This window comes from Actinoallomurus sp. CA-150999 (assembly GCF_050942425.1).
Classification (GTDB): domain Bacteria; phylum Actinomycetota; class Actinomycetes; order Streptosporangiales; family Streptosporangiaceae; genus Actinoallomurus.
Map to the genome: position 1 here is coordinate 5,231,543 of NZ_CP192063.1, position 26,876 is coordinate 5,258,418.

Sequence of the window (26,876 nt, forward strand, 5' to 3'; positions counted from 1 at the left end):
AGCGCGCTGGAGCCGCGTGGGGAGTCGCGTGGGGAGGAGCGGTCATGAGTGTGCTGGAGTCGCGTGCGGAGGAGCAGATCGTGAGCGCCCTCGAACTGCGCGCCGAGGACGCCGCGCTCGGCTACCCCGGCTCGCCCGTCATCACCGGACTCGACCTGTGGGTACGGGCCGGGGAGATCCTGGTCGTCGTCGGGCCGTCCGGCTGCGGCAAGTCGACCCTGCTGCGCGCGTTCGCCGGCCTGCTGCCGGCCTCTACGGGCCGCCTCCTGGCCGACGGCGCGCCGATCACCGGGCCGTCCTCCGACCGGGCGCTGATCTTCCAGGACGACGCTCTGCTGCCGTGGCGATCGGTCCGCCGCAACGTCGAACTGCCCCTCGCCGTGCGCGGCGTACCCCGGCGGGAGCGGAGGGCGCGGGCCGAGGAGTGGCTGCACGGGGTGGGCCTGGGTGAAACCGGGGACCGGCTGCCGCGCGAGCTGTCCGGCGGCATGCGCCAGCGGGTCCAGCTCGCCCGCACGCTGGCCGGCGCCCCCCGCGCCGTCCTGATGGACGAGCCGTTCGGCGCGCTGGACGCCCAGACCCGCGCGGTGATGCAGCACCTGCTCGTCGGCGTGTGGCAGGCCGCCCCCACCACCGTCGTCTTCGTCACCCACGACGTCGAGGAGGCGCTCCTGCTCGGCGACCGGGTCGCGGTTCTGGGCCCGGCCGGGATCGAGGTGGAGATCGACGTCTCCGATCCCCGGCGACCCGATTCACCCCTGCGCGAGGAGGAGCGGACCCGGATCCTCGCGGCACTCGGTACCCGCGCCGGCGTGCCCGCCGGAGCGGCCGGAGAGGAGAGCGGCTGATGGACGTCCCCCCGCCGAGTACGCGGCAGGAACTCCGCGCCGACGTGGTGGTCGTCGGCGGCGGGACCGCCGGGACGATGGCCGCGATCACCGCGGCCGAGCACGGGGCCTCCGTGCTCCTGCTGGAGAAGGCGCACGTCCGGCACTCCGGCGCGCTGGCGATGGGCATGGACGGCGTCAACAACGCGGTCATCCCGGGCCGCGCCGAACCCGAGGACTACGTCGCCGAGATCACCCGCGCCAACGACGGCATCGTGAACCAGCGCACGATCCACCAGACCGCCACGCGGGGCTTCGCGATGGTCCGCCGGCTCGAACGCTACGGCGTGAAGTTCGAGAAGGACGAGCACGGCGAGTACAACGTCCGCCGGGTGCACCGCTCCGGCAGCTACGTCCTGCCGATGCCCGAGGGCAAGGACGTCAAGAAGGTGCTCTACCGGGTGCTGCGGCAGCGGTCGATGCGCGAGCGGATCCGCATCGAGAACCGCGTCATGCCGGTGCGCGTGCTCACAGACACCGGGAGGTCGGCCGGGGTGGGTCGGTCGGGTGAGACGCGCCGCGCCGTCGGCGTCGTGGGGTTCGACACGCGCACCGGGGAGTTCACGGTCGTCTCCGCCGGCGCGGTCATCCTGGCGACCGGCGCGGCCGGACGGCTCGGCCTGCCCGCCAGCGGCTATCTGTACGGCACGTACGAGAACCCGACGAACGCCGGCGACGGCCACGCGATGGCCTACCACGCCGGCGCCGAGCTCAGCGGCATCGAGTGCTTCCAGATCAACCCGCTGATCAAGGACTACAACGGGCCCGCCTGCGCGTACGTCGCCAATCCCTTCGGCGGCTACCAGGTCAACGCCACGGGGGACCGGTTCGTCGACTGCGACTATTGGTCGGGGCAGATGATGTCCGAGGTCAAGCGGGAGATCGACTCGGCGCGTGGGCCGATCTACCTGAAGCTGACCCATCTGCCGGGCGAGACGATCGACACCCTCAAGGGCATCCTGCACACCACCGAACGGCCGACCCGCGGCACGTTCCACGCCGGTCGCGGCCACGACTACCGCACCCACGACGTGGAGATGCACATCTCCGAGATCGGCCTGTGCGGAGGGCACTCATCCTCGGGCGTGTGGGTCGACGAGAACGCCGCGACCACCGTGCCGGGCCTGTACGCGGCCGGCGACCTCGCCTGCGTGCCGCACAACTACATGATCGGCGCCTTCGTCTTCGGCGACCTGGCGGGCGCGCACGCCGCCGCCCACGTGAAACACGGCACCCTGCCCGAGGACCAGATCGCCGCCGCGCACGAGCTGATCTACCGGCCGCTGCGCAACCCCGACGGCCCGCCGCAGGAGCAGGTGGAGTACAAGCTGCGCCGCTTCGTCAACGACTATGTCGCCCCGCCGAAGACCGCGGCCAAGCTGGAGATCGCGGTCGAGACGTTCACGCGGATGGAGCGGGAGATCGCCGCGATGGGCGCCCGAGACCCGCACGAGCTGATGCGCTGCGTGGAGGTCACCTTCATCCGCGACTGCGCCGAGATGGCCGCGCGGTCCTCCCTGGCCCGCACCGAGAGCCGGTGGGGGCTGTACCACGACCGCGCCGACCTGCCCGAACGCGACGACTCTTCGTGGTTCTGCCACCTCAACCTGCGCCGCGCCGCCGACGGGTCCATGGAGTTCCTGAAGCGGCCCGTCGCACCGTACATCGTGCCGGTCGAGGAGTTCACCGTGCCCGAGGCGGACCCCGAGCCGGTCGTCCTCGGCCCGGTGGGCGGCACGTACCGGCCCGTGAGCCCGGAGGAGGAGACCGCCACCCGCCTCGGCGGCCGGGGAGGCGGACGGTCGCCGCGCATGCTGGAACTCCTCGAACTGGTCGAGGAACGCCCCGAGCTCGGCCGGCTCCGGCCCTACCTGACGGACCCCGACCCGAAGGTCCGCAGGGCGGCCGTGACGGCCCTGACCGAGGTGGTGCCGGACGGCGTGGCCGTCGCGCTCGCCGAGCGCCTGGACGACGACCACCCGTCCGTCCGCCGTGCCGCCGCCATCGGCCTGCGGGAGCTGGTCGAGGTGCTGCCGGCCACCGAAGAGGTACGCGCGTGCCTCACCCGGCGGCTCACCGCCCGCGACCCGCTCGCCCGCGCCGCCGTCCTCGACGTGCTGCGCGCGCTCCGCCTCGCCGATCAGAACGCCTTCACCGGAGCGCTCACCGACGAGGATCAGCGGGTGCGTCTGCAGGCCGTCCGGGGGCTCGTGTCCCTGGACGCCGCCGAGACCGTCACGCGCGCCGCCGCCGACCCGTCCCGCGAGGTACGGGTGGCCGTCGCCCATGGGCTGGGGGCGATCGGCTCGCCCCTGTCGGCCGGCGCCCTGCGCGAACTCGGCGCCGACCCCGACCCGCTGGTCCGGGCCGCCGCTCTCGAGGCGTTCGCGCCGATCGGCTGCCCGCCGCCCCTGGACGCCGACGCAACGGCCGCGCTCGGCGATCCGGCCTGGCAGGTGCGGACCGGAGCCGCACGCGGCCTGGCCGGCGCCGAGGGCGCGGTCGCGATCGGCCCGCTGGTCAAGGCCCTGGCAGACTCGCACCTCGACGTCCGCAAGGCGGCGGTGATCTCACTCGGCCGGTGGGCCGCCGACCCGGACGCCGCCGAGGCGCTGCGCAGGGCCCTGGACGACGGCGACGCGGACGTACGCGGCTACGCCCGCCACGCGCTGGGCCTACGTGGGGCGGGCACGTCGCGCTGACGGCCGGCCACCGAAGCCGATGTGCGCGGCCACTCGACCCGGGAGAGGGTCAGATCCCGGCTCAAGCCGCCGCGCACGCCCTTGCGCCGCGCGTTGTCCCGCTGCGGGATCGTCAATCGGTCCGGGTGCGGAGGCTCCGCGCCAGGGTGGGGACCATCACCGTCGCGGGAACGAGGTGTAGCCCGAGGAGGGCGGTGGTGGTGGCGGTGTTCGCTCCGGAGAGGAGGGGCGGGATCAACGAGATCGCGGTCAGCGACACTGCCGTCCACACGAATCGCTCGGCGGGGCGAGCGCTCCAACGAAGAAGAGCGACGGCAATGACGATGCCCACGACCGAGAAGAAGCCGGTCACCACGGCGAACCCGGACAACGGGATCGTCTCGCCACCATCGGGGACCTCGAAGTCGACGCCGATGGCCTGGGCAAGCGCAGCGGCGAGGGTGGTGGCCACCATCGCTGCGAGCGTGGCAACGAAGCCGGTGACGGCGAGCCCGCGGACTCGGTGGGTGTGGCCGGCCTGGCCCGATGCCGGGCCTGCGCCGACCCCGGTGTCATTCATGCTGTTCATGTCATCCTCCATCATTCGGTGACCGGCGTAGGGGTGTGTTGACGGGCATGTGACGGTCCTGGCCCTGGGGGTGACGCTTGGCCGCGACCACCGCGACACGCGCGCCACCGCGCAGCGCGAGCGTCCGCACCGGGACTACTCCGTGCCGTCCGCCGGCAGGCGCTCCGGCAGCCCGAGCCGCGGGAACTGGTCGTCGTGGAATGTGACGATCTCGGTGATCGCCCCGCCGGTGACGCGCAGGACGTCGATCGTCAGCGGCAGGTACGCGCCCTCCCGCTTCCGCCAGAGGTAGAAGGCGACGGCGGGCTGCCGGTTCACGGAGGTGAGGACGGTGCGCAGGTGCTTCATGCCCTCGAAGCCGCTCTCGACCCAGCCGTTCACCACTGTGTCGCGGCCGACGTACAGGCCCGGCGTGGGCGGCATCGAGAAGCGGACGTCGTCCCGCAGCAGTGCGGCGAGCCCGTCGACGTCCGTGGCCACGCTGGCTTCGGTATAGCGGCGCACCAGCTCTCGCGTTCCGGCGTCCTCCTCGCCGCCGGTCCAGTCTTGCCGCTCGGCGGGAAGGTGCTCCCGCATTCCGGCGCGGGCCCGCTGTAGCGCGCTGTTCACGGAGTTGACGGAGTCCCCGAGAAGCTCCGCGACGTCCTTCGCCGGCCAGCCGAGCACGTCCCGCAGGATCAGCACGGCCCGCGGGCGCGGCGCGAGGTGCTGGACTGCGACCAGGTACGCCAGCTCGATCGTCTCCCGCGCGACGGCGACGGTCTCCGGCTCGTCCGCGTCGCCTGCGGGCAGCTCGTCGAGCAGGCGGTCCGGGTAGGGCTGCAGCCACAGCACCTCGCCGCCGGTCGCGGGCTCCGGGCGGCGCTCGGCGAGCAGGTCCAGGCAGGCGTTGGTGGCGATCCGGTACAGCCAGGCCCGGAACGTCGACCGCCCCTCGAAGGTCTCCCGCCGCCGCCAGGCACGGAGGAACGTCTCCTGCACGGTGTCCTCGGCGTCCTCGAACGACCCGAGCATCCGGTAGCAGTGCACGTGCAGCTCCCGCCGATGCCGCTCCGCCAGCCCCGAGAACGCCGGCTCGTCGACCTCGCCCAGACCGCTCCCGCCCAGACCGCTCCCGCCCAGCTCCTCCAGCCGCGTGTCCGCACTCATCACGTCATCCTTCCGCCTCGTCGTTTCCCGTCGTAGGTGTGACGGGTGCGGGCGCGACAACTCATCACCAGGGGGCGGTCGGCCTGGCTGATCCAGTGATTTTGGGTACCGGTCAGTGCGGTCTGACTTCCCATGCAGGCCGCTGGAGCTCATCGTTGTTCACGATGATGTCGGCGTGGTCGGTCGGACGGTCCTGAGCGAAGTAGAGCTGTTGGGAGGGGATGTAGCGGTCGCGCCAGGACCGCTCGATCTCGGTTGCGTCGGCGGTGAGTCCGGCCAGTGCTGTGCCTCGGGCCTGGGCGCGATCCAACGTCCGATCGAACGTGACGGCCATGAAGATGCTCAGGTCCCACCGGTCGAGCAGCTCTGGGCGCAGGAGGAAGACACCGTCGAAGAGCAGCACAGCGTCCGCGGGGGCCGTGGTGATCGGGAGGGACAGCGTGGTGTCGGTTTCCCGGTGGTAGACCGCTGTCTGGAACCTTCGATCTCCGTCCGGGCCCAGCGGGTCGAGCAGCACCCGGCGCATCGCGTCGTGGTCGTGGGCGTCGAAGTAGCAGCCTTCGGCCGAGTACTGGCCGCGTCGATAGCGCTGGGCGCGGGGGAACAGGAAGTCATCGATCGTTGCGCGGATGACTTCGCGGCCCTGCGCGCGGAGGACGACGGCGAGTTCGTCGGCCAGCGTGGTCTTGCCCGCGCCGGGCGGCCCGTCGATGGCAACCCTTAGCGGGTGCGTGGTCGTGGCGGATCCGATCTCCGCGGCCAGTCGGCCGAGGAGATCGTCGCGGGTGCCGTGTTGCATCATCTGTCCCCTTGTCCGTTCGCCTACCGTACTGCACCAGATATATCGACTCGATATATCGAGATGATACGTGTAGTTGATGCTCTTGTGCCGGTCGTCGCTCCTGTCAGCCGCTTTTGCTCCAGCCGATCGGGCGGATATCGATCACGGGGCCGTCGCCTTCGTCTGTCCATACGGCTTGTAGCCGGTTCGGCGCCCACTTCCGGTCGCTGACGTACGAAGGTTGTGGATGAGCGGAGGCGTCCGGTGCCCGGTACATTCAAGGCGGTGCAGCCGATGAAGATCGACTCCGAGTTCGTCACGGATCCACGCGCCACGTACGCCCGCCTCCGCGAGCAGGGACCGGTGCATCGTGCCCTGGCCCCGGACGGAACCGAGGTCTGGCTGGTCACCCGGTACGAGGACGTACGCAAGGCGCTGGCCGATCCGCGGCTGTCGCTGGACAAGGCCCGGTCCAACGGCGGGTACAAGGGCTTCTCGCTGCCGCCCGCCCTGGACGCGAACCTGCTGAACATGGACCCGCCGGCCCACACGCGGCTGCGCCGGATCGTGGCGAAGGGGTTCACGCCGCGCCGGATCGAGCGGCTTCGGCCCCGCGTACGGGACGTCGCCGAGGAACTGCTGGACGCGCTCGACGGACGCGACGAGGTCGACCTCCTCGCCGCGTACTGCGCGCCGTTGCCGATCGTCGTGATCTGCGAGCTCCTCGGCGTCGACGCGGCGGACCGGCCGGACTTCCGGTCCTGGACCGATGGCCTGCTCGCGCCCGAGAGCCCGCAGCAGGCGCGCGACTCGCTGGGCTCGTTGTACCGCTTCATCCTCGGCCTCATCGCGGCCAAGCGGGCGACGCCGGGTGAGGATCTGCTCAGCGCGCTGATCCAGCTCCGCGACGAGGAGGACCGGCTCAGCGAGGACGAGCTGACCTCTGCGGCGTTCCTGGTCCTGTTCGCCGGCTACGAGAACACCATGCACCTGCTGGGCAACGGCCTCGTCGCGCTGTTGACCCGCCCGGAGGCGCTGACCAGGGCGCGCGCGGAGCTTACGCCGGCCGTGGTGGACGAGTTGCTGCGGTTCGACCCGCCGCCACAGCTCGCGATCCGGCGGTTCCCGGTGACGGACGTGGAGATCGGCGGGGTGACGATCCCGGCGGGGGAGACGGTCATGCTCTCCCTGGTGTCCGCCCACCACGACCCGGACCGGTTCCCCGATCCGGAGCGGCTCGACCCGAGCCGCACCGACAATCCGCACCTCGGCTTCGGGCACGGCCCGCACTACTGCCTGGGCGCGTCGCTGGCGCGCACGGAGGTCGAGGCGGGCATCGCCGCGCTGCTGGACCGGTTCCCGCACCTCGCGCTCGCCGTCGACGAGAAGGATCTGGAGTGGCGCGACTCCTTCCGCAACCGCGGGCTCCGCGCCCTCCCGGTCATTCTGTCCGGATCCGGGAGATGTCATCCTTGACGCGGACGGGCGCCGAACCCGGGAACAGGAGAACAGCGATGTCATCGCGCAGGCCCGCTACCGACGATGCCGACGACACGCGGATGGAGGTCACTCCGCCGGAGCGCGCCGCGGCCGGTCTCCCCGGCGTCCGCGCCGGCCTGGGCGAGGCGCTGCGGGAGATGGGGCCGCGCCGCACGGCGCTCACTCTGCTCCGCGTGAACCAGAAGGACGGGTTCGACTGCCCCGGCTGCGCCTGGCCGGAGGGCGACCACCGGCACGTCGCGGAGTTCTGCGAGAACGGCGCCAAGGCCGTCGCGGAGGAGGCCACGACCAGCCGGGTGACGCGGGAGTTCTTCGCCGCCCACCCGGTGACGGAGCTGGCGGAGCGGAGCGACCACTGGCTGGGTAAGCAGGGCCGGCTCACCGAGCCCATGCTGAAGCGGGCCGGGAGCGACCACTACGAGCCGGTCTCGTGGGACGAGGCGTTCGCGCTGGTGGCGACCGAGCTGAACGCGCTGTCGTCCCCGGACGAGGCCGTCTTCTACACCTCCGGCCGTACGTCCAATGAGGCCGCCTTCGCCTACCAGCTCTTCGTCCGGGCGTTCGGCACGAACAACCTGCCGGACTGCTCGAACATGTGCCACGAGTCGTCGGGTTCGGCGCTGACCGAGACGCTCGGCGTCGGCAAGGGATCGGTGCTGCTCGAGGACCTGCACACCACCGACCTCATCTTCGTGGTCGGGCAGAACCCGGGGACCAACCACCCGCGCATGCTGTCCGCGCTGGAACGGGCCAAGAAGGCCGGGGCGCGGATCGTGGCGGTCAACCCGCTGCCGGAGGCCGGGCTGATCCGCTTCAAGAACCCGCAGAAGGCGTCCGGGTTGGTGGGCCGGGGCACGCCGCTGGCCGACCTGTTCCTGCAGATCCGGGTCAACGGCGACCTGGCGCTGTTCCAGGCCCTGAACCGCCTGCTGCTGGACAAGGACGCCGTCGACCACGACTTCCTGGCCGCCCACACCGACGGGTTCGACGAACTGGTCGCCCACCTGCGCACGCTCGACTGGGCGCAGGTCCTGGAGGCGACCGGGCTGTCGCGGGAACAGATCGACGAGACGCTCGCCGAGGTGCTGAAGGCCGAGCGGATCGTCGTCTGCTGGGCGATGGGGCTGACCCAGCACAAGAACTCCGTGCCGACCATCCGCGAGGTCGTGAACTTCCTGCTGCTGCGCGGCAACGTCGGCCGGCCCGGCGCGGGGGTGTGCCCGGTGCGCGGGCACTCGAACGTCCAGGGCGACCGGACGATGGGCATCTACGAGAAGCCGGCGCCGGCGTTCCTGGACGCGCTGGGCGCCGAGTTCGGGTTCGAGCCGCCGCGCGAGCACGGCGTGGACACGGTCGCGGCGATCCGCGCGATGCGGGAGGGCCGGATCGGGGTCTTCTTCGGCATGGGCGGCAACTTCGTCCGGGCGGCCCCGGACTCGGCGGTGACCGAGGCGGCGATGCGGACCTGCCGGCTCACCGTCCAGGTGTCCACCAAGCTCAACCGCTCGCACGCCGTCGCGGGGGAGCAGGCGCTGATCCTGCCGACGCTCGGCCGTACGGAGCTGGACGTACGGGCGAGCGGCCCGCAGTTCGTGTCGGTCGAGGACTCGATGGGAATGGTGCACGCCTCGCGCGGCCGGCTGCGGCCCGCCTCCCCGGAGCTGCTGTCGGAGGTCGCGATCGTGTGCCGACTGGCCCGGGCCGCCCTGCCCGGCGCGGAGATCGACTGGGCGGCGCTGGAGGACGACTACGACCGGATCCGGGACCACATCTCCCGGGTCGTCCCGGGCTTCACCGACTACAACGCCCGCGTCCGGCGGGAGGGCGGGTTCACGCTGCCGCACGCCCCGCGCGACGAGCGGCGCTTCCCGACCGCCTCGGGGAAGGCCCGGATCACGGTCAATCCCCTGGAGGTGCTGCGGGTGCCGGAGGGACGCCTGCTGCTGCAGACCATCCGGAGCCACGACCAGTACAACACGACCGTCTACGGCCTGGACGATCGCTACCGGGGGGTAAAGGCCGGACGCCGCGTGGTGTTCGTCAACCCGGCCGACCTGGAGGCGCTCGGGATCGCCGACGGCGCCCTCGTCGACCTGGTCGGCGAGTGGGCCGACGGTGTGGAGCGTCGGGCGCCCGCCTTCCGCGTCATCGGGTATCCGACCGCGCGCGGCTGCGCGGCGGCCTACTTCCCCGAGACGAACGTCCTGGTCCCCCTCGACAGCACGGCCGACGTCAGCAACACCCCGACGTCCAAGTCCGTGATCGTCAGGCTCGAACCGGCGGGGTGACGGACGGTCGTGTCCGGCCGCTTGCGCAGCGTGTTTTGGGGGCGACCCTGGGGGTAAGGCGAAGCGTGTTAGACGGACGAATTGATCGTATATGCGCCTGATTTCGACGTTTCCGGCATCGGGGGATCGCCGAGTTCGAGATCGGTCCAGGGCGGTGCGGGGCACGGTCACCCGCCCTGGCGACGGCGCTAAGGGGGACGATCATGAAGGACGGACTGCGGATCGCCCTGGCCGTCGGCGCCGGCTATCTGATGGGGCGCAGGCGCAAGATGAAGCTGGCGTTGACGCTCGCGGCGGCGGGGGCGTCCGGCCGTATCGCCAAGGACCCGGCCGGCCTGGTCAGGCAGGGCACCAAGCTGCTCAGCGCCTCTCCCGAGGTCAAGGTCCTGACCGAGACCGTTCGCGGACGCCTCGTCGAGGCCGGCAAGGCCGCCGCCGTCACGGCGGCGAGCAGCCAGATCGACGCGCTGAGCGACCGCCTCCAGCGGCGGACCGACTCTCTGCTCCAGCCGCGGACGCCGGGTGGCGCGCGGGAGGACGAGGAGGCCTACGAGGCCGAAGGCTACGACGAAGAGCGTGCGGAACGCCCGAAGCGTCGGCCTCCCGTCGGCCGCGGCCGGCCCCGCGTCTCCCGGGAGGACGTCGAGGAGCGGCCACGGGCCGCACGGCGCGGGACCAGGGCGGAAGCCGCCGACGAGGATGAGGACGTCGAGCGGCCGCGGGCCGCCCGGCGCGGTGCGGATGCCGGGGACGAGGTCGACGAGGAGAGCGAGCGGCCACGCCGGGCCGGCCGGTTCGGCGGGTCACCCGTCCGGCGGACACGGAGGTGAGCCCCGTGACGGAGGCGACGCGCTCGGCCAGGGAGGCGGCACGCTCGGCGACCCGACCGCTGGAGGAGGCCACCGAACGCCTCCCCGGCGGCGAACTGCTCAAGAGCCTGCACACCGACCGGCTGCTCAATGAGGTCCAGGGCCTGATCACCGCCATGGCCACGCGAGCCCTTCTCCGCCTCATCAGCCGGGTCGAAGGCGCCGCGGACCGGCTCGGCGACTACTCCGAGCACGGTGGGGGCGGCCTGCTGCCGGCGCTGACGGGAGGTGCCGGAGGCGGTCTGGTGTCGGCGGTGACCAAGGGGGGCGGCGGTCGGCTGCTGTCCGTCCTGACCGGGGGAGGCGAAGGTGAGTCGCTGAAGGACCGGCTCGCCCCCGGGTTCAACGCGCTGAAGGCGTTCGCCAGGACCAAGCTCGAGCAGAAGGCGCGCGGGGGCAAGGGCGGCAAGGGCAAGAAGCTCAAGGTCACCAACATCGTCGAGACGCTCGACGTCGGCGTGCCGGTTCGGCTGGCCTACGACCAGTGGACCCGGTTCGAGGACTTCCCGTCGTTCACCAAGAAGGTGGAGGACGTCCACCAGGAGTCCGACGAGAAGGTCCGCTGGAAGGCCCATATCCTCTGGTCGCACCGCGACTGGGAGTCGACCATCATCGAGCAGGTCCCCGACCGGCGGATCGTCTGGCGGTCCAAGGGCCCCAAGGGCTACGTGGACGGCGCGGTGGTGTTCAGCGAGATCGGGCCGGACCTGACCCGCATCGCGCTCGTGCTGGAGTACCACCCGAAGGGGTTCTTCGAGTACACCGGCAACCTGTGGCGCGCCCAGGGACGCCGTGCGCGCCTGGAGTTCAAGCACTTCCAGCGGCACGCCATGACCCAGGCGATCCTGCGTCCGGACGAGATCGAGGGCTGGCGCGGGGAGATCCACGACGGTCAGGTCGTCAAGGACCACGAGACCGCGCTGCACGAGGAGCAGGAGGGCCGGCCCGCGGAGCGCGCGAAGTACGGCGCGGACGAGGAAGAGCCGGAACGCGCGGAGCGGCGCGGACGCGAGGAACGGTACGCGGAGGAGGAAGCCGAGTACGAGTACGACTACGAGGACGAAGAGCCCGGCGAGGAGTTCCGGCGCCGCGAGGCCGTGAGCGGCGGGCGAGGGGACCGGCCGGACCGGGCACGCCGCGAGCGTCGAGGCTGACCGAGGACACGTTGGGGGGGACCATGACCACGGCAGTGGAGCCGGCGGGCGGGGGCGGCATGGGGCGGCCTTCGGCGGGCGGCCTGGCCGACGTCATCGACACGATCCTGGACAAGGGCCTGGTCATCGACGCGTACGTCCGGGTTTCGCTGGTCGGCATCGAGGTGCTGGCCATCGACGCGCGCATCGTGGTGGCCAGCGTCGAGACCTACCTGCAGTTCGCCGAGGCGGCCGGCCGCCTGGACCTGACCCGGACCGAGGAGCAGGGGATCCCCGGACTGATGAAGGACATTCAGGAGGGCGGCGCCAAGCACAAGACCCGGGGCGCCATCGAGGGCGTCGGCGAGAAGTTCCGTGAGTTCGTGGGCGTCGATGACGCCGAGCGGGCCGCACGGCGGCGCCGCCGCACAGGGGAGGAGTGAGATGGCAGCACCCGAGCAGGCCCCGGATGCGCAGGAGGAGCGCGCCGTCGGCTGCTACGTGTACGGCATCCTGCCCGGAGACGTCGAGGTGAGCCCCGACGCGCGCGGCCTGCGGGACGGCGACGTCGACCTGGTCCGCCACGGGCGGATCGCCGCCCTCGTGAGCGAGATCCGGACCGGATCCCCGATCGGCCGGCCGGAGGACCTCACCACGCACCAGCGGCTGCTGGACGAGGCGGCCGTGGAGGTCCCGGTGCTGCCACTGCGCTTCGGCGCGGTGCTGACGAGCCGCGAGGCCGTCGAAGACGAGCTGCTGGCCGCCAACCACGACCAGTTCCTGGCCGCGTTGAACGAGATGGAAGGGCGCGTCGAGTACGTTCTGAAGGGCCGTTACGAGGAGCGTGCCGTGCTCCGCGAGATCCTGGCCGAGGTCCCCGAGGCCGCCCGCCTCCGCGAGGAGATCCACGGCCGGCTCGAAGAGCTCACGCGCGACGCCCGGATCCGGTTGGGCGAGGTCATCAACCAGGCGATCTCCTCCAAGCGCGAGGCCGACACCCAGCGGGCCGTCCAGGCGCTGTCGGGCCACGCGGTGGCGACCGTCCTGCGCGAGCCGACGCACCACGAGGACGCCGTCCAGACCGCATTCCTCGTCGAGACCGAGCAGCGGCAGCAGTTCGAGAAGGCCGTGGAGGAGTTCGCCCGAGAGTGGCAGGGCCGCGTGAGCCTCCGCCTGCTCGGCCCGATGGCGCCGTACGACTTCGTCATCACGCCGAGGCCGGGAGGGTGATCCGGTGGGGCTGATCTCGTCGATCCTCACGTTGCCGGTCCTCCCGGTGAAAGGCGTGGTCAAGCTGGGCGAGGTGATCCAGCAACAGGTCGAGCAGGAGCTCACGAGCCCGATGGCGATCCGCGCCCGGCTCGAGGAGCTCGAGCGGCAACGCCAGGCCGGCCTGATCTCGGAGGAGGAAGAGGCCGAGGCACAGCAGGAGATCCTCGGCCGTCTGATCGGCGGTCGGACCACCGGCGCTCCGTAAGGGGTCCCGGCCGTCCCGCCGGAAGGGAGAAACCGTGTCCGCCAGCCGCAGAGACCGGCCGGAACGCGCGCGCGGGCGGCGGCTCGACGAGTCCGACGAGGACTACGCGGCCGAGTACGAGGACGCCTACGAGGAGGACGAGCCGGAGACGCGGCCGAGGCGTCGCCGCGCGACCTCGGGCGCGCGGCTGTCCGCGGCGGAGGCGGCGAAGGCCGCGCTACGGGAGATCACCACGCTGACCGGCAAGAACGCGGAGAGCGTGACGTCCGTGCACCCGGCGGAGGACGGCTGGGTGGCCGGCGTGGAACTGCTCGAGGCGCGCCGCGTCCCCTCCTCCTCGGACACGCTCGCCCTCTACGAGGTCGAGATCGACGACGGCGGCGACCTGACGTCGTACCGCCGGATCCAGCGGTACCCGCGCGGCCGCGGTGAGGCGTCATGACCCCGGGCGAGCCGCGCGGCGGCTACGTCACTCCGTACGGTGCGGGGCAGGGCGGCGGACGCGAGCCCGCCAACCTCGGCGACATCCTCGAGCGCGTCCTGGACAAGGGCATCGTGATCGCCGGCGACATCCAGGTGAACCTCCTCGACATCGAGCTGCTGACCATCAAGCTGCGGCTGCTGATCGTGTCGGTGGAGACCGCACGGGAGCTGGGCATCGACTGGTGGGAGCACGACCCGTGGCTGACGGGTGACCGGCGCGGCCTGGAGGAGGAGAACCGCCGGCTGCGGGAGCGGGTCGCCGACCTGGAAGAGGACCGGGGCGGCCAGCGGGCCGGCCTGGGAGAGAAGCGGCGGGCCGCCGGTCTGGAGGAGGGCCGGGGCGGGCGGCGGGCCGTCGAGGCCCCGTACGAGGAGTCGTCCGGCCGCCCGGACCCGGAGCGCCGCCGTACCGATCCGGAGCGCCGCCGTGACTGAGTCCGGAACGTACCTGTACGCCATCGCCCGGGACACTGGGGCGGTCCCGCCGCCGGGTCTGACGGGGCTGCTCGGCGCGCCGGTGCGGACGATCACGGAGGCGGGGCTCGTCGCGTACGCCGGGACGGTGCCACTCGAGCAGTTCGGCGAGGAGGGCCTGAAGCGCAACCTGGAGGACCTGGCGTGGCTGGAGGGCACCGCCCGCGCCCACCACCAGGTCGTGGAGGCGGCCGCGGCGGTGGGCCCGGTCGCTCCCGTCCGGCTCGTGACCGTCTACCGCGACGACGACCAGATACGCCGTCTGCTGCGGGAACGCGCCGAGGAGTTCACCGACGTGCTCGCCCGGGTGACCGGACGCCGGGAGTGGGGCGTGAAGGTGTACGCGACCACCCAGCACACCCCATCCGGCGACGTGCGGACGCCCGGACCTTCGGAGCAGGCCATCGGACGGCCCGGCACCGCGTACCTCAAGCGCCGCCGGACGGACCTGCACACGCGCGAGGAGGCGTGGCGCAAGGCGGCCTCGCGCGCCGAGCGGATCGACGCGGCCCTGGCCGAGATCGCGGTGGCGCGCCGCCACCACCGGGCGCAGGACCCGCAGCTGTCCGGCCGCGACGACTGGATGGTGCTGAACGGCGCGTACCTCGTCGACGACGATCGAGGCGATGAGTTCGCCGCCACGGTCGCCGCCCTTCGCGAGCCGGAGCTGGAGGTGCAACTCACCGGGCCGTGGGCGCCGTACTCCTTCACGATCTCCGAACCCGGCGCGGGAGGGCCCGCGTGACGGTCGACCGATCCACCGGGTACCCGCCGACCGCACGAAGCGGCGCAGACCGCTCCACCGGATACTCGCCGGCCGCGCGGAGCGGCGTGGATCGCTCGTCCGCGCGGGGCGGCGTCCCCGCACAGCGTGTGGCGCTCGTCGACCTGCTCGACCGTCTGCTGGCCGGCGGTGTCGTCATCAGCGGCGACCTGGTCCTGTCCATCGCCGACGTCGACCTCGTCCGGATCTCGCTGCGGGTGCTGATCGGCTCGGTCGGCGGGGACGACGTCATCGCCCCGCGAGACCCCGAACGCCGGAGGACGGCACCATGAACGATCGCATCCACGCCCGAGATCCGGACGCCGTCCACCCGGCGGGCGCCCCGGTTCGCCGCGGTGGCCGGCGCATCGAGGCCGACTCCGAGACCGTCCAGCGCGACCTGGCCCAGCTGGTCCTCACCATCGTCGAACTCGTACGGCAACTGGTCGAACGCCAGTGCATCCGCCGCGTCGACCAGGGCGACCTGTCCGACGAGCAGGTCGAGGAGATCGGCGTCACGCTGATGCGCCTGGAGGAGGCCATGGAGGAGCTGTGCGACCGGTTCGACCTGAAGATGTCCGACCTCAACCTCGACCTCGGCCCGCTCGGCACCCTCCTGCCCACCGACGGCGACTGATCGCCGTGATCCCGTCCGCCGCCATGCGGGCGGCGCATGGCACTCCCGCAGGCCACGCTCGCCCCCTCGCGCGGCGGTGATGGCGATCGCCCGGCCGTTGCCGACCGGGGCCTCCGGGTCGTCGTACGTGCGGGTTCCGGCACCGATCACCAGGAGCGCCGGTCAGGGCACTCCGGCAGCCGTCAGGAGTGCGAGGCAGAGGTAGACGGCTGCGGCCGGATACCGCAGCCGATGCCTGTTCTGTGCGAGTCGGCCGCTGAGCGCGGCGCCGGCGAGGGCGTAGCACAGGTCCATGCCGAGGGCGATGACCAGGAAGACCGAGCCTAGTTCGAGCATCCGGGTCCGAGTCGCGCCCGGCCCTAGCCCGGTAGGCAGGAACTGTGGCAGGAATGCCAGGAAGAACAGGGCGACTTTCGGGTTGAGGACATTGACGAGTACGCCGGAGCCGTAGGCCCGGAGTAGTCCGCGACCGCCGGGCGCGGGTGCGGTCGCGGGGCCTTCCGACTTTCCATGGCTTGTCAGGGCGCTCACACCCAACCAGGCAAGGTACCCGGCGCCGGCGTACCGCAGAACCGCGAAGGCCACCGGGGAGCGGGATACGAGCGCGGCCAGGCCGAAGGCGGCTGCCGCCACATGGACGAGGGTGGCGGTCTCCACTCCCAGTGCGGAGGCGATGCCCGCCCGGCGCCCCTCGACCATGCTGCGGGTGATGATGTAGAGCAGATTCGGGCCGGGGACGAGGATCAACAGCAGCGATGCCGCTGCGAACGCGGGCAGTGAGGTCATCCGCGATCCAGGGCGGTGTCGAGGAGCCCCAGCGGGGGTGCGCCGAGATCGAGCAGCGCGTTGTGGAAGCGGGGCAGCGTGAAGCTGTTGCCCCAGCGTTCCTTGGCGCGTCGGCGCAGGTCCACGATCGCGAACTTGCCCCAGGTGTAGCGCCCGTAGGTGGGGTCGAACAGGCCGCGACGGGCCTCGTGTTCCGCGGCCGGCCCGGCGAGCGAGGCGTCCTCGGCGAAGCGTTGGGCCGCGTCCGCCACCGTCATCGCCCCGGTGTGCAGGCCGATGGCGCAGGCGAAGCGGGTCACCCGCCGCAGCGCGTCCAGGGCGACGGCCACACCGACCCGGGGGTCGGCGCCGCGGAAGCCCTGTTCCAGCGCCAGTTCCTCGCAGTAGTGAGCCCAGCCCTCGACGAACACCTCCGACTGGAGCGTACGGCGCACGTCGCTGGTGGCCCGGCGCAGCGCCCTGAAGTGGCTGGCATGCCCGGGGGCGACCTCGTGGACGGCCATGTTGGGCAGCACGGTCCGGTTGAACCCGGTCGACAGCCACTGCTCGGTCTCCGCCTCGCTCCAGGACGGCTCGGGCAGTGAGATGTAGAAGCGGCCCGGCGCGTCGGCTTCGTAGGGCGCCGCGCCGAAGAATCCGGCAAGTGCCCGGCGCTGGGAGTCCGGCATCGGCCGGACCTGCACCTCCACGTCGTCGTAGGGTGTGAGCCGGTGCTCGGCGGCCCAGGCGACCGTCTCCTTCACCAGTTCCTCGAACTCGGGGAGCACCTGGTCGGGGCCGGGGTGGTCGGCCTGCAGGGCCCGCAGGGTGTCCGCGGGCTCCGCGTGCGGGCCGACCCGTCGCAGCGACTCGTCCCGCAGGGCCCGCAGCCGGTCCCGCTCGGCGTCCGCCCGGGCGGACAACTCGCCGAGGTCCACCTCGCACGCCTCCGCCGAGCCCAGCAGACGGGCGAGCCCGGTCCCGCCTAGAGCCGCGGACGGCGGACCGGAGACCGCGGCCTGCTCCATGTGGCCGAGCAGCCGGTTGAGGGCCACGCGGGCGTCGGCGTGCACCGGGCCGCGTTGCGGATCGACGAAGGACGCCAGCCCGCGGGCGAGCGGCAAGGTGGCCTCGGCCAGTGGCGCGGGCGCCCGGTCCAGGGCCGTGACGGCCGCGTCCACCGCGGCGGGCCAACCACGCAGGTGGGCCAGGCGGGCGACGGCGCGCTCGGGTTCCGGCGCGTACTCGCGGTCGTAACTGGACAGATCTAGGTTCTCGATGTGCCACAACGGGTTGACCCGGTGCAGCTCCAGTTCGCCGAAGCGGACGCGGAGCGCGTCCTCCACCGCGGCGGCGTGCGCCTCGTCGTGGGCGTCCGAGTACGGTACGGTCCCGGCGGGCCCACCGAGGGCGGTGAGACCGCGCCGGACGCCGGCCGGGGACAGATCCTGCAGGACACCGTCGTACTCGTGCCGTCCGGCGTCCTGCCGGGCGGCGAAGACGTTCAGGTCGCAGATCGCCCTGAGCCGGGCGTCGAGCGGAGCGGGGATGGTCACGGAAAGGCCCTTCGCCGGCGGACTATTGATGCCTACTCGCTTAGCCTCTGACCTGCGCGGAGCCATCACCCGTGCCAATGGGGGGAGAAGTGGACCGTATTGACGACACGTCCGAGCCGACCGTGCTGCTTGAGCTGCTCGGCGACTGGACGTCCGCCCCGGGGCCCCGGTACCGAGGGCTCGCCGAGGCGCTCCGCCATACAATCCGCACCGGCGACCTTCGGCCCGGCGAGCGGCTCCCGGCCGAACGGCGGCTCGCCGAGGCGCTGGCCGTCAGCCGGGCTACCGTGGTCGCCGCCTACGACACGCTGCGCGCCTCAGGGTTGGTGGAGAGCCGACGCGGCAGCGGTACCCGGGTCGCGCAGGCGGCTGGAGCCACCCGCTCCCCGGTCGACGGACGGCTGCGCGGCAGCCGCGCTACCGCGATCGTGCAGCGACTCCTCGGCAGGCCACAGAACGTGATCTCCCTGGGGCAGGCCGCCGAACCCGGCGGGCCTGACCTGCGCGCGGCGCTGCTCGACCTGGTGCACGAGGACCTGCCCAGCCTTCTCGGCGATGCGGGATACCACCCGGCCGGCCTGCCCGCGCTGCGTAGCGCGATCGCCGCCCACCACACCGCATGCGGGCTGCCGACGACGCCTGACCAGGTGCTGGTGACGAGCGGGGCGACGCAGGCGATCGGGCTGACGGCCCAGCTGTTCGTCGGCCGCGGGTCCACCGTCCTGGTCGAGTCACCCGGCTGGGCGGGCTGCCTCGACCTCTTCCGCGCCGCCGGCGCCCGACTCGTCGGCGTGGCCACCGACTCCGACGGCGTCCGCATCGACGCGCTGGCGGCTGCGCTGGCCGAGCACCGGCCCGCCCTGCTGTACGTCATGCCGACCTTCCACAACCCCACCGGCGTCCTGATGTCGGCAGGACGCCGCCACCGTGTCGCCGAGCTCGCGGCCGCTCACGGCGTCGCCGCGCTGGAGGACAGCGCCCACGAGGCCGCCCTCGTCCCAGGCCAGGCCCCACCGCCGATCGCCGCAGCGCCGGCGGCCCGGGGCGGAGCGGTGCCCGGCGCACCGGTGCTCACCGTCGGTTCGCTGACCAAGGCGGTCTGGGGCGGTCTGCGCATCGGCTGGCTCCGCGCCCCTGCGGAGATCCTCGAACGCGCCGCCCGGCTCAAGGCCCTGGCCGACCTCGGCAGCCCGCTGCTGGACCAGGCCCTCGCGGCGAGACTGCTGCCACGGCTGCCCGGGCTCGCACCCGAGCGCGAGGCACTCCAGCAGCAACGCCTCTCCACCATGGGAGAGCTGCTGTCCCGTGGGCTTCCGCAATGGCGCTGGCAGCCCCCCGACGGAGGCTCGGTCCTGTGGATCGAACTGCCAGGCGCCACGGACGCCCAAGTCTTCGCCCAGATAGCACTCCGGCATGGTGCGGAGGTCGTTCCGGGCGCTGCCCTGGATGTCACCGGTGCCCACGACCACTGCATCAGGCTTCCCTACGCCTTCCCTCCTGCGACAGCCGCCGCGCTGGTCGACCGCCTCACAACCGCCTGGGCCGAGTACTCCACGTCACGCGGCACTGCCGGATACAACGGATCGTGGTAGAGCAATCCCGGCAGGGCGTCCCGGCCCGACCCAACAACCTCGGTGAAGCCGTCGAGTGAACCGTGACCAAACACCGCCACCATCTGCGCGACCTCCCTTACCGCCGCCGTACCCCGCCCCCGATCGCTTGCTCAAGTCCCGCCGGCACGCCCTGTACGGTCCCCGGATTCGCCCCGCACACCTGGATCAGCAGGTCGCCGTGGCAGGCGAGGAGCGACCCGGCCGGCACGTCCCGGCGGCACATCATGTCGTCACTCGTCGTTACTCTGTTTCGCCACACTCTTCCTGATGGCTCCCGGTCGGCGTATTGCCCTTCGCATGGCGGCCGCGTCCCGTCGTGTTCACGTGCTTCCCCTGGACGGCCAGTGAGTTGTACGTCTTTACTGCCGCCCGCAGGCCCCAACCGATCCGGACCAGTTGCTTCACCGTCGCAGTGATCTTCGGGAACGGGGTCGCGGTGTCGGGGAGTTGCGACGTGAAGTTCCCAGCGCTGTCGTACGCCAACCTGCCCGTTCTGATCGCCTCAACGATCCGGGGGATCCGTCCCGCGCGGTTGAACAGGTCGTACGCGTTCTCATGTTGGCCGATGTAATCGGGCGGCTGGCTGCCCTCCGGGAGTTCGTTCTGGTTGTGGACGAGCACGTCGGTGCCGCCGGCGTCTGCGAAGTACGTGTGAGTGCCGGACACCGTGAGGTTTCGGACCTCGGCGTGCCGCGCCGTATGCACGTCGATTGCGTTGACCTGGACACGGGCACCCGACGCCGTCTGGAGCCACATGCCGGGCCGCAGCCGCGCCGCATCGACCCAGGCGCCGAGGTCCGTGACCCAGAACGGGTGGTTGTCCGTCGCGGTCAGGGAACGGGTTCCGTGTCCGGTGGCGACGGTGATCGTGACCAGGCGTTTGGTGCCCTCGCCGGTGATCACCGTGTCGACACGGCGTGCCGTCGTGCGGCCCGTCGCTGGATCGACGGTGCGGACCTTGTCGCCGGCCCGCACCTCCTTGATCGGCTTGCGCGTACCGTCGGCCATCAGGATCTTTGTGCCGTCGGTGAGGCTGTTCGGCGTGCACAGATCGGTGTCGTCCGGCTTGGTGCCCATCGGGTCGGTGAGGTCCGTTGGGGCGTCGAACGCGTACGTGTACAGGTCGGTGTCACCGGACGCCATGCCCAGCGGATCGGCGCTGGTGAACCGCCCGTCGGCCGGGCTGTAGTAGCGGGCGCGGTAGTAGTACAGGCCCGTTTCATCGTCCTCGCGGCCGGTGAAGCGGAACGGGTTGCCGTTGTCGTCGCCGCGGACCGTGGTGGCGCCGAACGGTTCGTAGGTGTAACTCGACTGCACGGCGCCCTGGTCGTCGGTGAGCGCGACCGTGCTGCCGAGCGCGTCGGTCAGGTATGTATCCGACGGCCGGTACACCTCGGGCTTGGCGGACGAGCCGGAGTCTTTTTCGGCGGCCGACCGCGAGTAATACTGGTCGATGCCGCCGGACAGCAGATTCCACGCCTGTCCGCCGGTCCGCTCCTGCACCGGGTTGACGCCGTCGTACACGTACGTCGTGCCCTGATCGCCAACGGTTTTGCCGATGCGGCGGCCGAACGCGTCGTAGCGGAACGAGGCCGTGCTCCCCTGGCCCTTCAGGCCGGTGAGCAGGCCGCGCGCGTCCCACGTGTACGAGGTCGCGCCGGCGCGCGTGAGGTTGCCGTCGCGGTCATAGGTGAACCCGGTAGTGCCCTGCTGGGTGAGCTGGTCGGCCGCATCGTAGCCTGCCTGCACCGAGCGCGGGACCGTGGTGCGCGCGTACGATCCGCTCAGCTCGGCGACGCTGCCGCCGGCGTCGTATCCGTACGCCAGGGCGCCGAGGCTGCCGTTGCCGTGCCGGTAGTCGATGCCGGTGACCTGGTCGGCGCTGTCGTAGCGGTACGTCTGGGAAACACCGCCGGGCAGTGATTCCGCGATGAGCCGGGCGGCGCCGTCGTACCGCAGACCGACCTTGTCGTCACCCTGAGCGACTCCGGTCAGGTCTCCGGCGGGGTCGTGACTGTAGGTGATCTTCGGTTGGCCGCTGACCGTCATGCCGGTCCGCTGGTCCGCGGCGTCGTACTCGTAGGAGATCGTGCCCTGGCCGCTCGTGGTCCGGGTCATCCGGTCAAGCCCGTCGTAGGCGTAGGTGATCGCCCCGGTGCGGGAGTCGTTCGCCTTGATCAGCCGGTCCCCGGCGTCATAGCCGCGTGTGACCGTGCCGCCGTCGCCGCTGTAGGCCGTCGTGACCAGGCGGTCGAGCGCATCGTAGGCGTACGTGGTGCCTCGGCCGCTCGCGGACGTCAACTTGGTCAGATCGCCGCCGCGGTCGTAGGCGTACCGCGTCGTCCGCTTCAGCGGATCGGTCTGCGCCGTGAGCCGGTCCGTCGGGTCGTACGCGTAGCGGGTGACGGAGCCGCGCGGGTCGGTCGACAACGTGATGTTGCCGTTGCCGTCGTAGCCGAACGACGTCGCGTGGCCGAGCGGGTCGGTGAGCGCCACCAGGTGATCGGCCGCGTCGTACGCGCTGGTCGTGGTGGCGCCCGCGAGGTCGGTCTGGAACAGCACCCGCCCGGCCGCGTCGGTGAACATCCGCGCGGTGCGGCCCAGTGGGTCGGTGATGGCCGTCGGGTCACCCATGGTGTACGCCACCCGTGTCGTGTGCCCGAGTCCGTCGGTGACGGAGGTGACCTGGCCGGCCGCGTTCGCGGTGAAGCGGGTCGTCCGGCCGGATGCGTCCCGCATGGCGCGTAGATCGCCCTGCGTCCCGTACGTGAACCGCGTCGTGTGCGCGGCCGGGTCGGTCATGGATGTGGGCTGGTCGTACGGTCCGTACGTGAAGGTGGTCGCGCGGGCGTTGGCCGTGCCGGCCAGGCGGGTGATCTTGGTGACGTCGCCGTCGGCGTCGTACGCCAGGTCGGTGCGCCGGCCGAGCGGGTCGGTGATGGTGGTCGGGCGGTCGGTCGTCGGGTCCAGGGTCAGCTTGACGGTTTGCGCCTGGTCGGTGCCGTACGCGGAGGTGTCGCTGGTCACGGCGCCGTCGGCGTTGAACGTGACGCGGCGGACGTGGCCGCGCGGGTCGGTGACGCGGGTGGCGGTGACGTTGCCCTTGTCGTCGGTGGTGTACGCGAAGGTGTACGTGCCGCCGTCGGCGGCTTTCTGCTCGGTCACCCGGCCCGCGCTGTCGTAGGTGTTGCGCAGGTACGTCGTGCCGCGAGGGTCGGTGATCGAGGTCATCCGGCCCTTGGCGTCGTAGGCGTACTTGCTGACGCCGCCGCGCGGGTTCGTCACCGACATGAGCAGGCCGCCGGTGTTGTAGGTGTAGTGAACGGTACGGCCGGTGTTGTCGGTCGCCTTCGTGAACCGCCACTTGTCGGGGTCGCCACCGACGTTCTCGTGGGTGTAGGCGAGCCACTTGCCGTTCGGGGAAGTGACCTGCGCTATCGCGCCCCGCTCGCGGCGGTTGCCGTCGGTGTCGATCTTCGCGGGGTCACGGGTGATGGTCGTGGTGTTGCCGTACGGATCGCGGATCGCGCGCAGCGGGCCCTCGTCGTTGAAGACCAGCTCGGTGCCGTTGGCCTCGCGCAGTGTCCAGCCGTTGCCGTTCCACGCCATGGTGGCGTTCTGGAACTCTCCGGAGCCGGGCGCGGCGCGGTATACGACGGTCTCGAACTGGTCGAGCCCGACGTCGGGCGGTGCCTGCGTGGTGATCAGGTCGAACCGGACCCGGCCGCCGTCGGGGCGGATCAGGTACGCGGTGTTGTATTGCGTGTCGAAACCGGTGGCCCACAGGTACAGGCCCTCGTCGAAGTTGCCTCCCGCGCCGAACGCGTGGACGGTCGCGTCATCCTGCCGGTACGTGCGGTGCACCGCGATCGGCTGCGTGTCCGGCAGCGATAGGTCGGTGTGCTGGTCGATGAGCAGGCCGGTGGCCAGGTCGACCGGATCGCCGTCGCCGGCCGGGTTCGGCGCCTGCGGTGGGCCGCCGGGCGGTGCGCTGGTGCCGCCGGGCGGCAGGATCATCGCGCCGGTGAACTGGTACACGCGCACGCCCTTGTCGGGAACGACCTGCGTCCCGTCGGGAGTCACCGTGCCGTGGCCGTAGACGTACCAGCCGCGGCCCTTCGGGTCGTACTGGGTGAACGGCACACGGGTGCCCGGCCACAGATGCCAGTAGTTCGGGTAGACGATGCGCGCGCCCGAGGGGAACAGGTACGCCCCACCCGGCTGGATCGTGTAGTAGATCGGCACCGGGCTGTTCTTCGGCAGCGGGAACGGCGTGCGGTCCACCGGGATCGCGGTGATCCCCACCTTGTGAACGATCTTGCCGGAGGAGTCCCGGATCACCGTGCCCTTCGGGATGTGCACCTCGAGGCCCGGGATGCGCGGCGTGCGCAGCACCGTCTCCTTGCCCGTCGGCGAGCCGATCCGCTGTTCGTGGGCGGTGTCGAGCAGCGGCATCCAGATCGTCTGTGGCAGCCGCGTCGTCGTGCCGGGGGCGAGGTCCACCGCCTCGTCGAACAGCCCGTACGACCGGCCCTTCCGGTTCGCGCTGCTGCCGTCGATGTGCAGAACCTGACGGCCGGCGGGGACGCCGCGCAGCAGGAAGGCGCCGTCGGCGCCGGTCATGGTGCGTGCGTCGCCGACGCTGACGGTCACGTCGGGCAGCGGGTCGCCGTTCAGCGTGAGCGCCCGCCCGGACACCGCGGTCACGCCCCGCGCCACCTGCAAACCGACGGGCGTGTCGAGCGGCGCGCGGCCCCAGCCGGTCGTCCACGGTCCGCCGCTCAGGCTCGCCTTGGCGGGCCGCCACTCCTGCGTTCTCGGTGCGCCGCCCGCCCGAGCGGCACCCGCGCGCGACGCCGCGTTCGTACCGGCGCCGTTCGTCTGGGCACTGGTATCGGGGGCGCTTTCCGGTTTCGCCCCGGCGGCGCTACGGGTCAATGTGACGGTCGCCGAGCCGGTGGTGCCGCGCGGGTCGACGACCACGTCGTACGGCAGCTTCTCGTAGCCGGGGATCGGCTGCGGCAGCGCGGGCAGCACGAGCTGGTCGCCGTCGCCGCCGGTGAACGATACGCCCCACGGCACGTACACGGTGAGCGCCGGGTGACGGGCGAACGTGCTGCCGGCGACGTGCAGCGTCAGGGTGTCGCCCGGCGAGCCGGTGAACTGCAGGAGCGCGCTTTCGCCCGGCTTGTCCGCGGTGACCTTGGTGCCGCCGCCGACGGTCAGCGTGCTGACCTGCGTGATACGGGCGACGCGCACCCTGACCGAACTGGTCTCGCCACGGTACGGGCCGACGATCAGCCGGTGCGTTCCGGTCGCATGCGGGATGAACGGGATGCCGCCGCTGCTCGCCGGCAGCAGCACGCGGTCGCGCACGTTCTCCCCGTAAGGCCCGGTCACCCGGGTGAAGACACCGAAGTCCTTGCCGCCGGCCGGGTCGGAGTAGCCGACCGATAGCGGCTGATTCTTCGTGGCGGAGAACGTCAGCTCGGTGAACTGGCCGGGGCGCAGCGCCCGTACGGTCGCGGCACCGCCGACGTCGACCGTGCCGGTGGCGCGGGTCGACAGCGTGACCGTGGCCGAGCCATGCCCGGCGCCGTCGGGATCCAGCACCAGCAGGTAGTCACCGGTGACCGGCACGGTCTGCGGGAACGGGTACCCGGCGTCGCCGACGAACCAGCCCGGCGGTACGAAGTCCTCGACGAACGCCGGCTTGCCGTCCTCGCGTGTGTACATGTAGCCGGGCGGGCGGTCGTACTGCTCACGGCCGAAGCCCGCACCATACGGGTCGTACGCCGGCGCCCACAGCTGTGTCTTGATCGTCGAATGGGTGATGCCGAGGTCGAGCTTCTGCCCACGCACGGCGTGGAACCGCAGCAGCGCGATCTTGCCGACGTCGATGTTCACCCGCTTGCTCGCGCCGTCGACCGCGATCGTCCCGGTGGACTGGACGTCCGCGGCCGTGTACGCGCCGGGCTTGGGAAAGATCGTGCGTGGCACCGGGAAGAACGCCTGCACACTGGCGGCCGTCCCGCCCGGCGTCTGCACGGAGACCGGGCCCGCGCCTGCCGCGTCGGGCACCGTGACCCGGAGGGTGCGGGACGTGGCGGAGGTGACGCGGGCGCGAGTGCGGCCGAATGTGACGACATCGTGCGCCACATCGGCGAACCCGCTGCCGGTGATCGTGACCGTGTCGCCCCGGTCGCCTACGGTACGAGACAGCTTCGTGACGCTCGGGCGTGGCTGGGCGGCGGTGACGGTGAACCGATCGTGCGCGGTCGCGGTGGCGCCGTGCGCCCGTACCGTGACCGTGCCATCGTGTGCCCCCTTCGGCACCGTCACGGTGAGACTCGACACGGACGCGCTGGTCACGGCGGCGCGCCTGCTGCCGAACGTGACGGTGTTCTGCCCGGGTGCGGCCGCGAACCCGGTCCCGGTGATCACCACGCGCGTGCCCGGTGCGGCCCGCTCCGGAACGACGCTGAGCACGGACGTCTTCGATGTCGGGTACCGGTTGATCGCAGTGAGGTTCCCGGAGGCGTCGTAGTCGTACCGCGCCGTGTCCCCATGCTCGGCGCTGACGCCGGTCAGCCGCCCGGCCGCGTCGTGCGCGTACCGCACCGGCCCGGCCGTGCCGGCCGGTTCCGTCGATGCGGGCCGCGCGCTCACCGGCGCCGAGGGCAGCAGCGCCACCGCGAACGTGGCGACCACCCCCGGGATCGCCCACCTGGTCGTTCGTCGTGTGGTGCGCAGTACCTGCCCCGTCGACACGGTCCCTCCTCGCCCGAGATGCCCCGACCGAATAGGAAACCCCGCCGCGCCCGAGATCCGCAGCACAGTTCAGGACGGCCTTAAAAAGCCAGGTCAGCGAGTCGCGGTGGTGCGGAGGATTGCCACGCCTTGGTAATGTCTCACGGTGGTGTAGGAGATCTCGGCGCGGTGTGGGCCTGGCCGACGAGTCCGTCGGCGAGCACTGCCTCGATCACCTCGTGCAACTGCACCGAGTCGCGGCGGGAGCGGATGTCTCGACGGAGTTGTCGTGTTAGCGCCCGCGTCGTCGTGACGGTAATTATCACGGGTGCGGTCACGGCGTGCGGTTCGGGGCACGACCGGTCGGCCAAGTCCAGCGGCGTGACCGGTGTGTCTCCGGTACCAGGTGGCGCGCCTGCCTGGCACCGGATGGCGAGACTGCCGCTTCGGGGCATCGGCGGCCTGGACGATGTGTCTGCGG

21 protein-coding genes are annotated in these 26,876 nt (G+C 71.8%); 15 read left to right on the forward strand and 6 right to left on the reverse strand.

Annotation, left to right across the window (positions count from 1 at the left end; all coding sequences use genetic code 11):
• The first annotated feature begins 44 nt into the window (after positions 1–44).
• Both ACQP2O_RS24530 and ACQP2O_RS24535 read left to right on the forward strand, forming a co-directional pair.
• On the forward strand, positions 45–848 hold the full coding sequence (locus tag ACQP2O_RS24530; protein ID WP_433189493.1) for an ABC transporter ATP-binding protein: 804 nt from the start codon (positions 45–47) through the stop codon (positions 846–848).
• The gene (locus ACQP2O_RS24535) at positions 848–3,589 is read left to right on the forward strand and encodes a fumarate reductase/succinate dehydrogenase flavoprotein subunit (protein ID WP_433189496.1); all 2,742 of its coding nucleotides are present in this window, start codon (positions 848–850) and stop codon (positions 3,587–3,589) included. The genes ACQP2O_RS24530 and ACQP2O_RS24535 overlap by 1 nt, the downstream gene beginning before the upstream one ends.
• A 112-nt stretch (positions 3,590–3,701) precedes the next feature.
• Here ACQP2O_RS24535 and ACQP2O_RS24540 read toward each other — a convergent pair whose 3' ends face one another.
• The 3 genes from ACQP2O_RS24540 to ACQP2O_RS24550 form a co-directional block, all read right to left on the reverse strand.
• Positions 3,702–4,157, reverse strand: coding sequence for a DUF6069 family protein (locus tag ACQP2O_RS24540; RefSeq protein WP_433189499.1), 456 nt, complete (start codon positions 4,155–4,157; stop codon positions 3,702–3,704).
• 135 nt (positions 4,158–4,292) lie between these two features.
• On the reverse strand, positions 4,293–5,306 hold the full coding sequence (locus tag ACQP2O_RS24545; RefSeq protein ID WP_433189502.1) for an RNA polymerase subunit sigma-70: 1,014 nt from the start codon (positions 5,304–5,306) through the stop codon (positions 4,293–4,295).
• Positions 5,307–5,418: 112 nt separating this feature from the next.
• Positions 5,419–6,108: a cytidylate kinase family protein gene (locus ACQP2O_RS24550; protein WP_433189505.1), complete on the reverse strand. Its 690-nt coding sequence runs from the start codon at positions 6,106–6,108 to the stop codon at positions 5,419–5,421.
• A 243-nt stretch (positions 6,109–6,351) separates the two neighbouring features.
• Between ACQP2O_RS24550 and ACQP2O_RS24555 the strand changes: the two genes are divergently transcribed.
• From ACQP2O_RS24555 to ACQP2O_RS24610, 12 genes are all read left to right on the forward strand, one after another.
• On the forward strand, positions 6,352–7,563 hold the full coding sequence (locus ACQP2O_RS24555) for a cytochrome P450 family protein (protein WP_433189508.1): 1,212 nt from the start codon (positions 6,352–6,354) through the stop codon (positions 7,561–7,563).
• 38 nt (positions 7,564–7,601) lie between these two features.
• The gene (locus tag ACQP2O_RS24560; protein ID WP_433189511.1) at positions 7,602–9,875 is read left to right on the forward strand and encodes an FdhF/YdeP family oxidoreductase; all 2,274 of its coding nucleotides are present in this window, start codon (positions 7,602–7,604) and stop codon (positions 9,873–9,875) included.
• A 203-nt stretch (positions 9,876–10,078) separates the two neighbouring features.
• Positions 10,079–10,705, forward strand: coding sequence for a hypothetical protein (locus ACQP2O_RS24565; protein WP_433189514.1), 627 nt, complete (start codon positions 10,079–10,081; stop codon positions 10,703–10,705).
• Between the two features lie 5 nt (positions 10,706–10,710).
• Positions 10,711–11,898 carry an SRPBCC family protein gene (locus ACQP2O_RS24570; protein ID WP_433189517.1) on the forward strand — a complete coding sequence of 396 codons (1,188 nt, stop codon included), beginning with the start codon at positions 10,711–10,713 and terminating at the stop codon, positions 11,896–11,898.
• A gap of 23 nt (positions 11,899–11,921) precedes the next feature.
• Entirely contained in the window at positions 11,922–12,320 is a 399-nt protein-coding gene (gene gvpJ, locus ACQP2O_RS24575) for a gas vesicle protein GvpJ (protein WP_433189520.1), read from the forward strand.
• A 1-nt stretch (position 12,321) separates the two neighbouring features.
• On the forward strand, positions 12,322–13,107 hold the full coding sequence (locus ACQP2O_RS24580; protein WP_433189522.1) for a GvpL/GvpF family gas vesicle protein: 786 nt from the start codon (positions 12,322–12,324) through the stop codon (positions 13,105–13,107).
• A gap of 4 nt (positions 13,108–13,111) precedes the next feature.
• The gene (locus ACQP2O_RS24585; protein ID WP_433189525.1) at positions 13,112–13,354 is read left to right on the forward strand and encodes a gas vesicle protein GvpG; all 243 of its coding nucleotides are present in this window, start codon (positions 13,112–13,114) and stop codon (positions 13,352–13,354) included.
• Between the two features lie 34 nt (positions 13,355–13,388).
• Positions 13,389–13,796: a gas vesicle protein GvpO gene (gene gvpO, locus ACQP2O_RS24590; RefSeq protein WP_433189529.1), complete on the forward strand. Its 408-nt coding sequence runs from the start codon at positions 13,389–13,391 to the stop codon at positions 13,794–13,796.
• Positions 13,793–14,272, forward strand: coding sequence for a gas vesicle protein (locus tag ACQP2O_RS24595; protein ID WP_433189531.1), 480 nt, complete (start codon positions 13,793–13,795; stop codon positions 14,270–14,272). The genes gvpO and ACQP2O_RS24595 overlap by 4 nt, the downstream gene beginning before the upstream one ends.
• A complete protein-coding gene (locus ACQP2O_RS24600) occupies positions 14,265–15,056 on the forward strand; it encodes a GvpL/GvpF family gas vesicle protein (protein ID WP_433189534.1) in 792 nt (263 codons plus the stop codon). Before ACQP2O_RS24595 ends, ACQP2O_RS24600 begins: the two co-directional genes overlap by 8 nt.
• Before the next feature lie 86 nt (positions 15,057–15,142).
• On the forward strand, positions 15,143–15,367 hold the full coding sequence (locus ACQP2O_RS24605; RefSeq protein ID WP_433189537.1) for a gas vesicle protein: 225 nt from the start codon (positions 15,143–15,145) through the stop codon (positions 15,365–15,367).
• The gene (locus ACQP2O_RS24610; protein ID WP_433189540.1) at positions 15,364–15,711 is read left to right on the forward strand and encodes a gas vesicle protein K; all 348 of its coding nucleotides are present in this window, start codon (positions 15,364–15,366) and stop codon (positions 15,709–15,711) included. Before ACQP2O_RS24605 ends, ACQP2O_RS24610 begins: the two co-directional genes overlap by 4 nt.
• Before the next feature lie 162 nt (positions 15,712–15,873).
• On the opposite strand, the gene ACQP2O_RS24615 is transcribed toward ACQP2O_RS24610, so the two are convergent.
• Together ACQP2O_RS24615 and ACQP2O_RS24620 are read right to left on the reverse strand one after the other, a co-directional pair.
• Complete coding sequence (locus tag ACQP2O_RS24615) at positions 15,874–16,497, reverse strand: LysE family translocator (RefSeq protein ID WP_433189543.1); 624 nt, start codon at positions 16,495–16,497, stop codon at positions 15,874–15,876.
• Positions 16,494–18,098 carry a DUF885 family protein gene (locus ACQP2O_RS24620; protein ID WP_433189546.1) on the reverse strand — a complete coding sequence of 535 codons (1,605 nt, stop codon included), beginning with the start codon at positions 18,096–18,098 and terminating at the stop codon, positions 16,494–16,496. Before ACQP2O_RS24620 ends, ACQP2O_RS24615 begins: the two co-directional genes overlap by 4 nt.
• A 23-nt stretch (positions 18,099–18,121) precedes the next feature.
• On the opposite strand from ACQP2O_RS24620, the gene ACQP2O_RS24625 reads away from it, so the two are divergent.
• The gene (locus tag ACQP2O_RS24625) at positions 18,122–19,624 is read left to right on the forward strand and encodes a PLP-dependent aminotransferase family protein (RefSeq protein WP_433189549.1); all 1,503 of its coding nucleotides are present in this window, start codon (positions 18,122–18,124) and stop codon (positions 19,622–19,624) included.
• Between the two features lie 261 nt (positions 19,625–19,885).
• On the opposite strand, the gene ACQP2O_RS24630 is transcribed toward ACQP2O_RS24625, so the two are convergent.
• Complete coding sequence (locus tag ACQP2O_RS24630) at positions 19,886–26,416, reverse strand: RHS repeat-associated core domain-containing protein (protein WP_433189552.1); 6,531 nt, start codon at positions 26,414–26,416, stop codon at positions 19,886–19,888.
• Positions 26,417–26,876: the final 460 nt, after the last annotated feature.

What these genes read in the sequence shown, in the direction of transcription:
- ACQP2O_RS24530 (WP_433189493.1), top strand. Translation starts at nt 45, where the DNA reads ATGAGTGTGCTGGAGTCGCGTGCGGAGGAGCAGATCGTGAGCGCCCTC.
- ACQP2O_RS24535 (WP_433189496.1), top strand. Translation starts at nt 848, where the DNA reads ATGGACGTCCCCCCGCCGAGTACGCGGCAGGAACTCCGCGCCGACGTG.
- ACQP2O_RS24540 (WP_433189499.1), bottom strand. Translation starts at nt 4,157, where the DNA reads ATGAACAGCATGAATGACACCGGGGTCGGCGCAGGCCCGGCATCGGGC.
- ACQP2O_RS24545 (WP_433189502.1), bottom strand. Translation starts at nt 5,306, where the DNA reads ATGAGTGCGGACACGCGGCTGGAGGAGCTGGGCGGGAGCGGTCTGGGC.
- ACQP2O_RS24550 (WP_433189505.1), bottom strand. Translation starts at nt 6,108, where the DNA reads ATGATGCAACACGGCACCCGCGACGATCTCCTCGGCCGACTGGCCGCG.
- ACQP2O_RS24560 (WP_433189511.1), top strand. Translation starts at nt 7,602, where the DNA reads ATGTCATCGCGCAGGCCCGCTACCGACGATGCCGACGACACGCGGATG.
- ACQP2O_RS24565 (WP_433189514.1), top strand. Translation starts at nt 10,079, where the DNA reads ATGAAGGACGGACTGCGGATCGCCCTGGCCGTCGGCGCCGGCTATCTG.
- gvpJ (WP_433189520.1), top strand. Translation starts at nt 11,922, where the DNA reads ATGACCACGGCAGTGGAGCCGGCGGGCGGGGGCGGCATGGGGCGGCCT.
- ACQP2O_RS24580 (WP_433189522.1), top strand. Translation starts at nt 12,322, where the DNA reads ATGGCAGCACCCGAGCAGGCCCCGGATGCGCAGGAGGAGCGCGCCGTC.
- ACQP2O_RS24595 (WP_433189531.1), top strand. Translation starts at nt 13,793, where the DNA reads ATGACCCCGGGCGAGCCGCGCGGCGGCTACGTCACTCCGTACGGTGCG.
- ACQP2O_RS24610 (WP_433189540.1), top strand. Translation starts at nt 15,364, where the DNA reads ATGAACGATCGCATCCACGCCCGAGATCCGGACGCCGTCCACCCGGCG.
- ACQP2O_RS24615 (WP_433189543.1), bottom strand. Translation starts at nt 16,497, where the DNA reads ATGACCTCACTGCCCGCGTTCGCAGCGGCATCGCTGCTGTTGATCCTC.
- ACQP2O_RS24620 (WP_433189546.1), bottom strand. Translation starts at nt 18,098, where the DNA reads ATGGCTCCGCGCAGGTCAGAGGCTAAGCGAGTAGGCATCAATAGTCCG.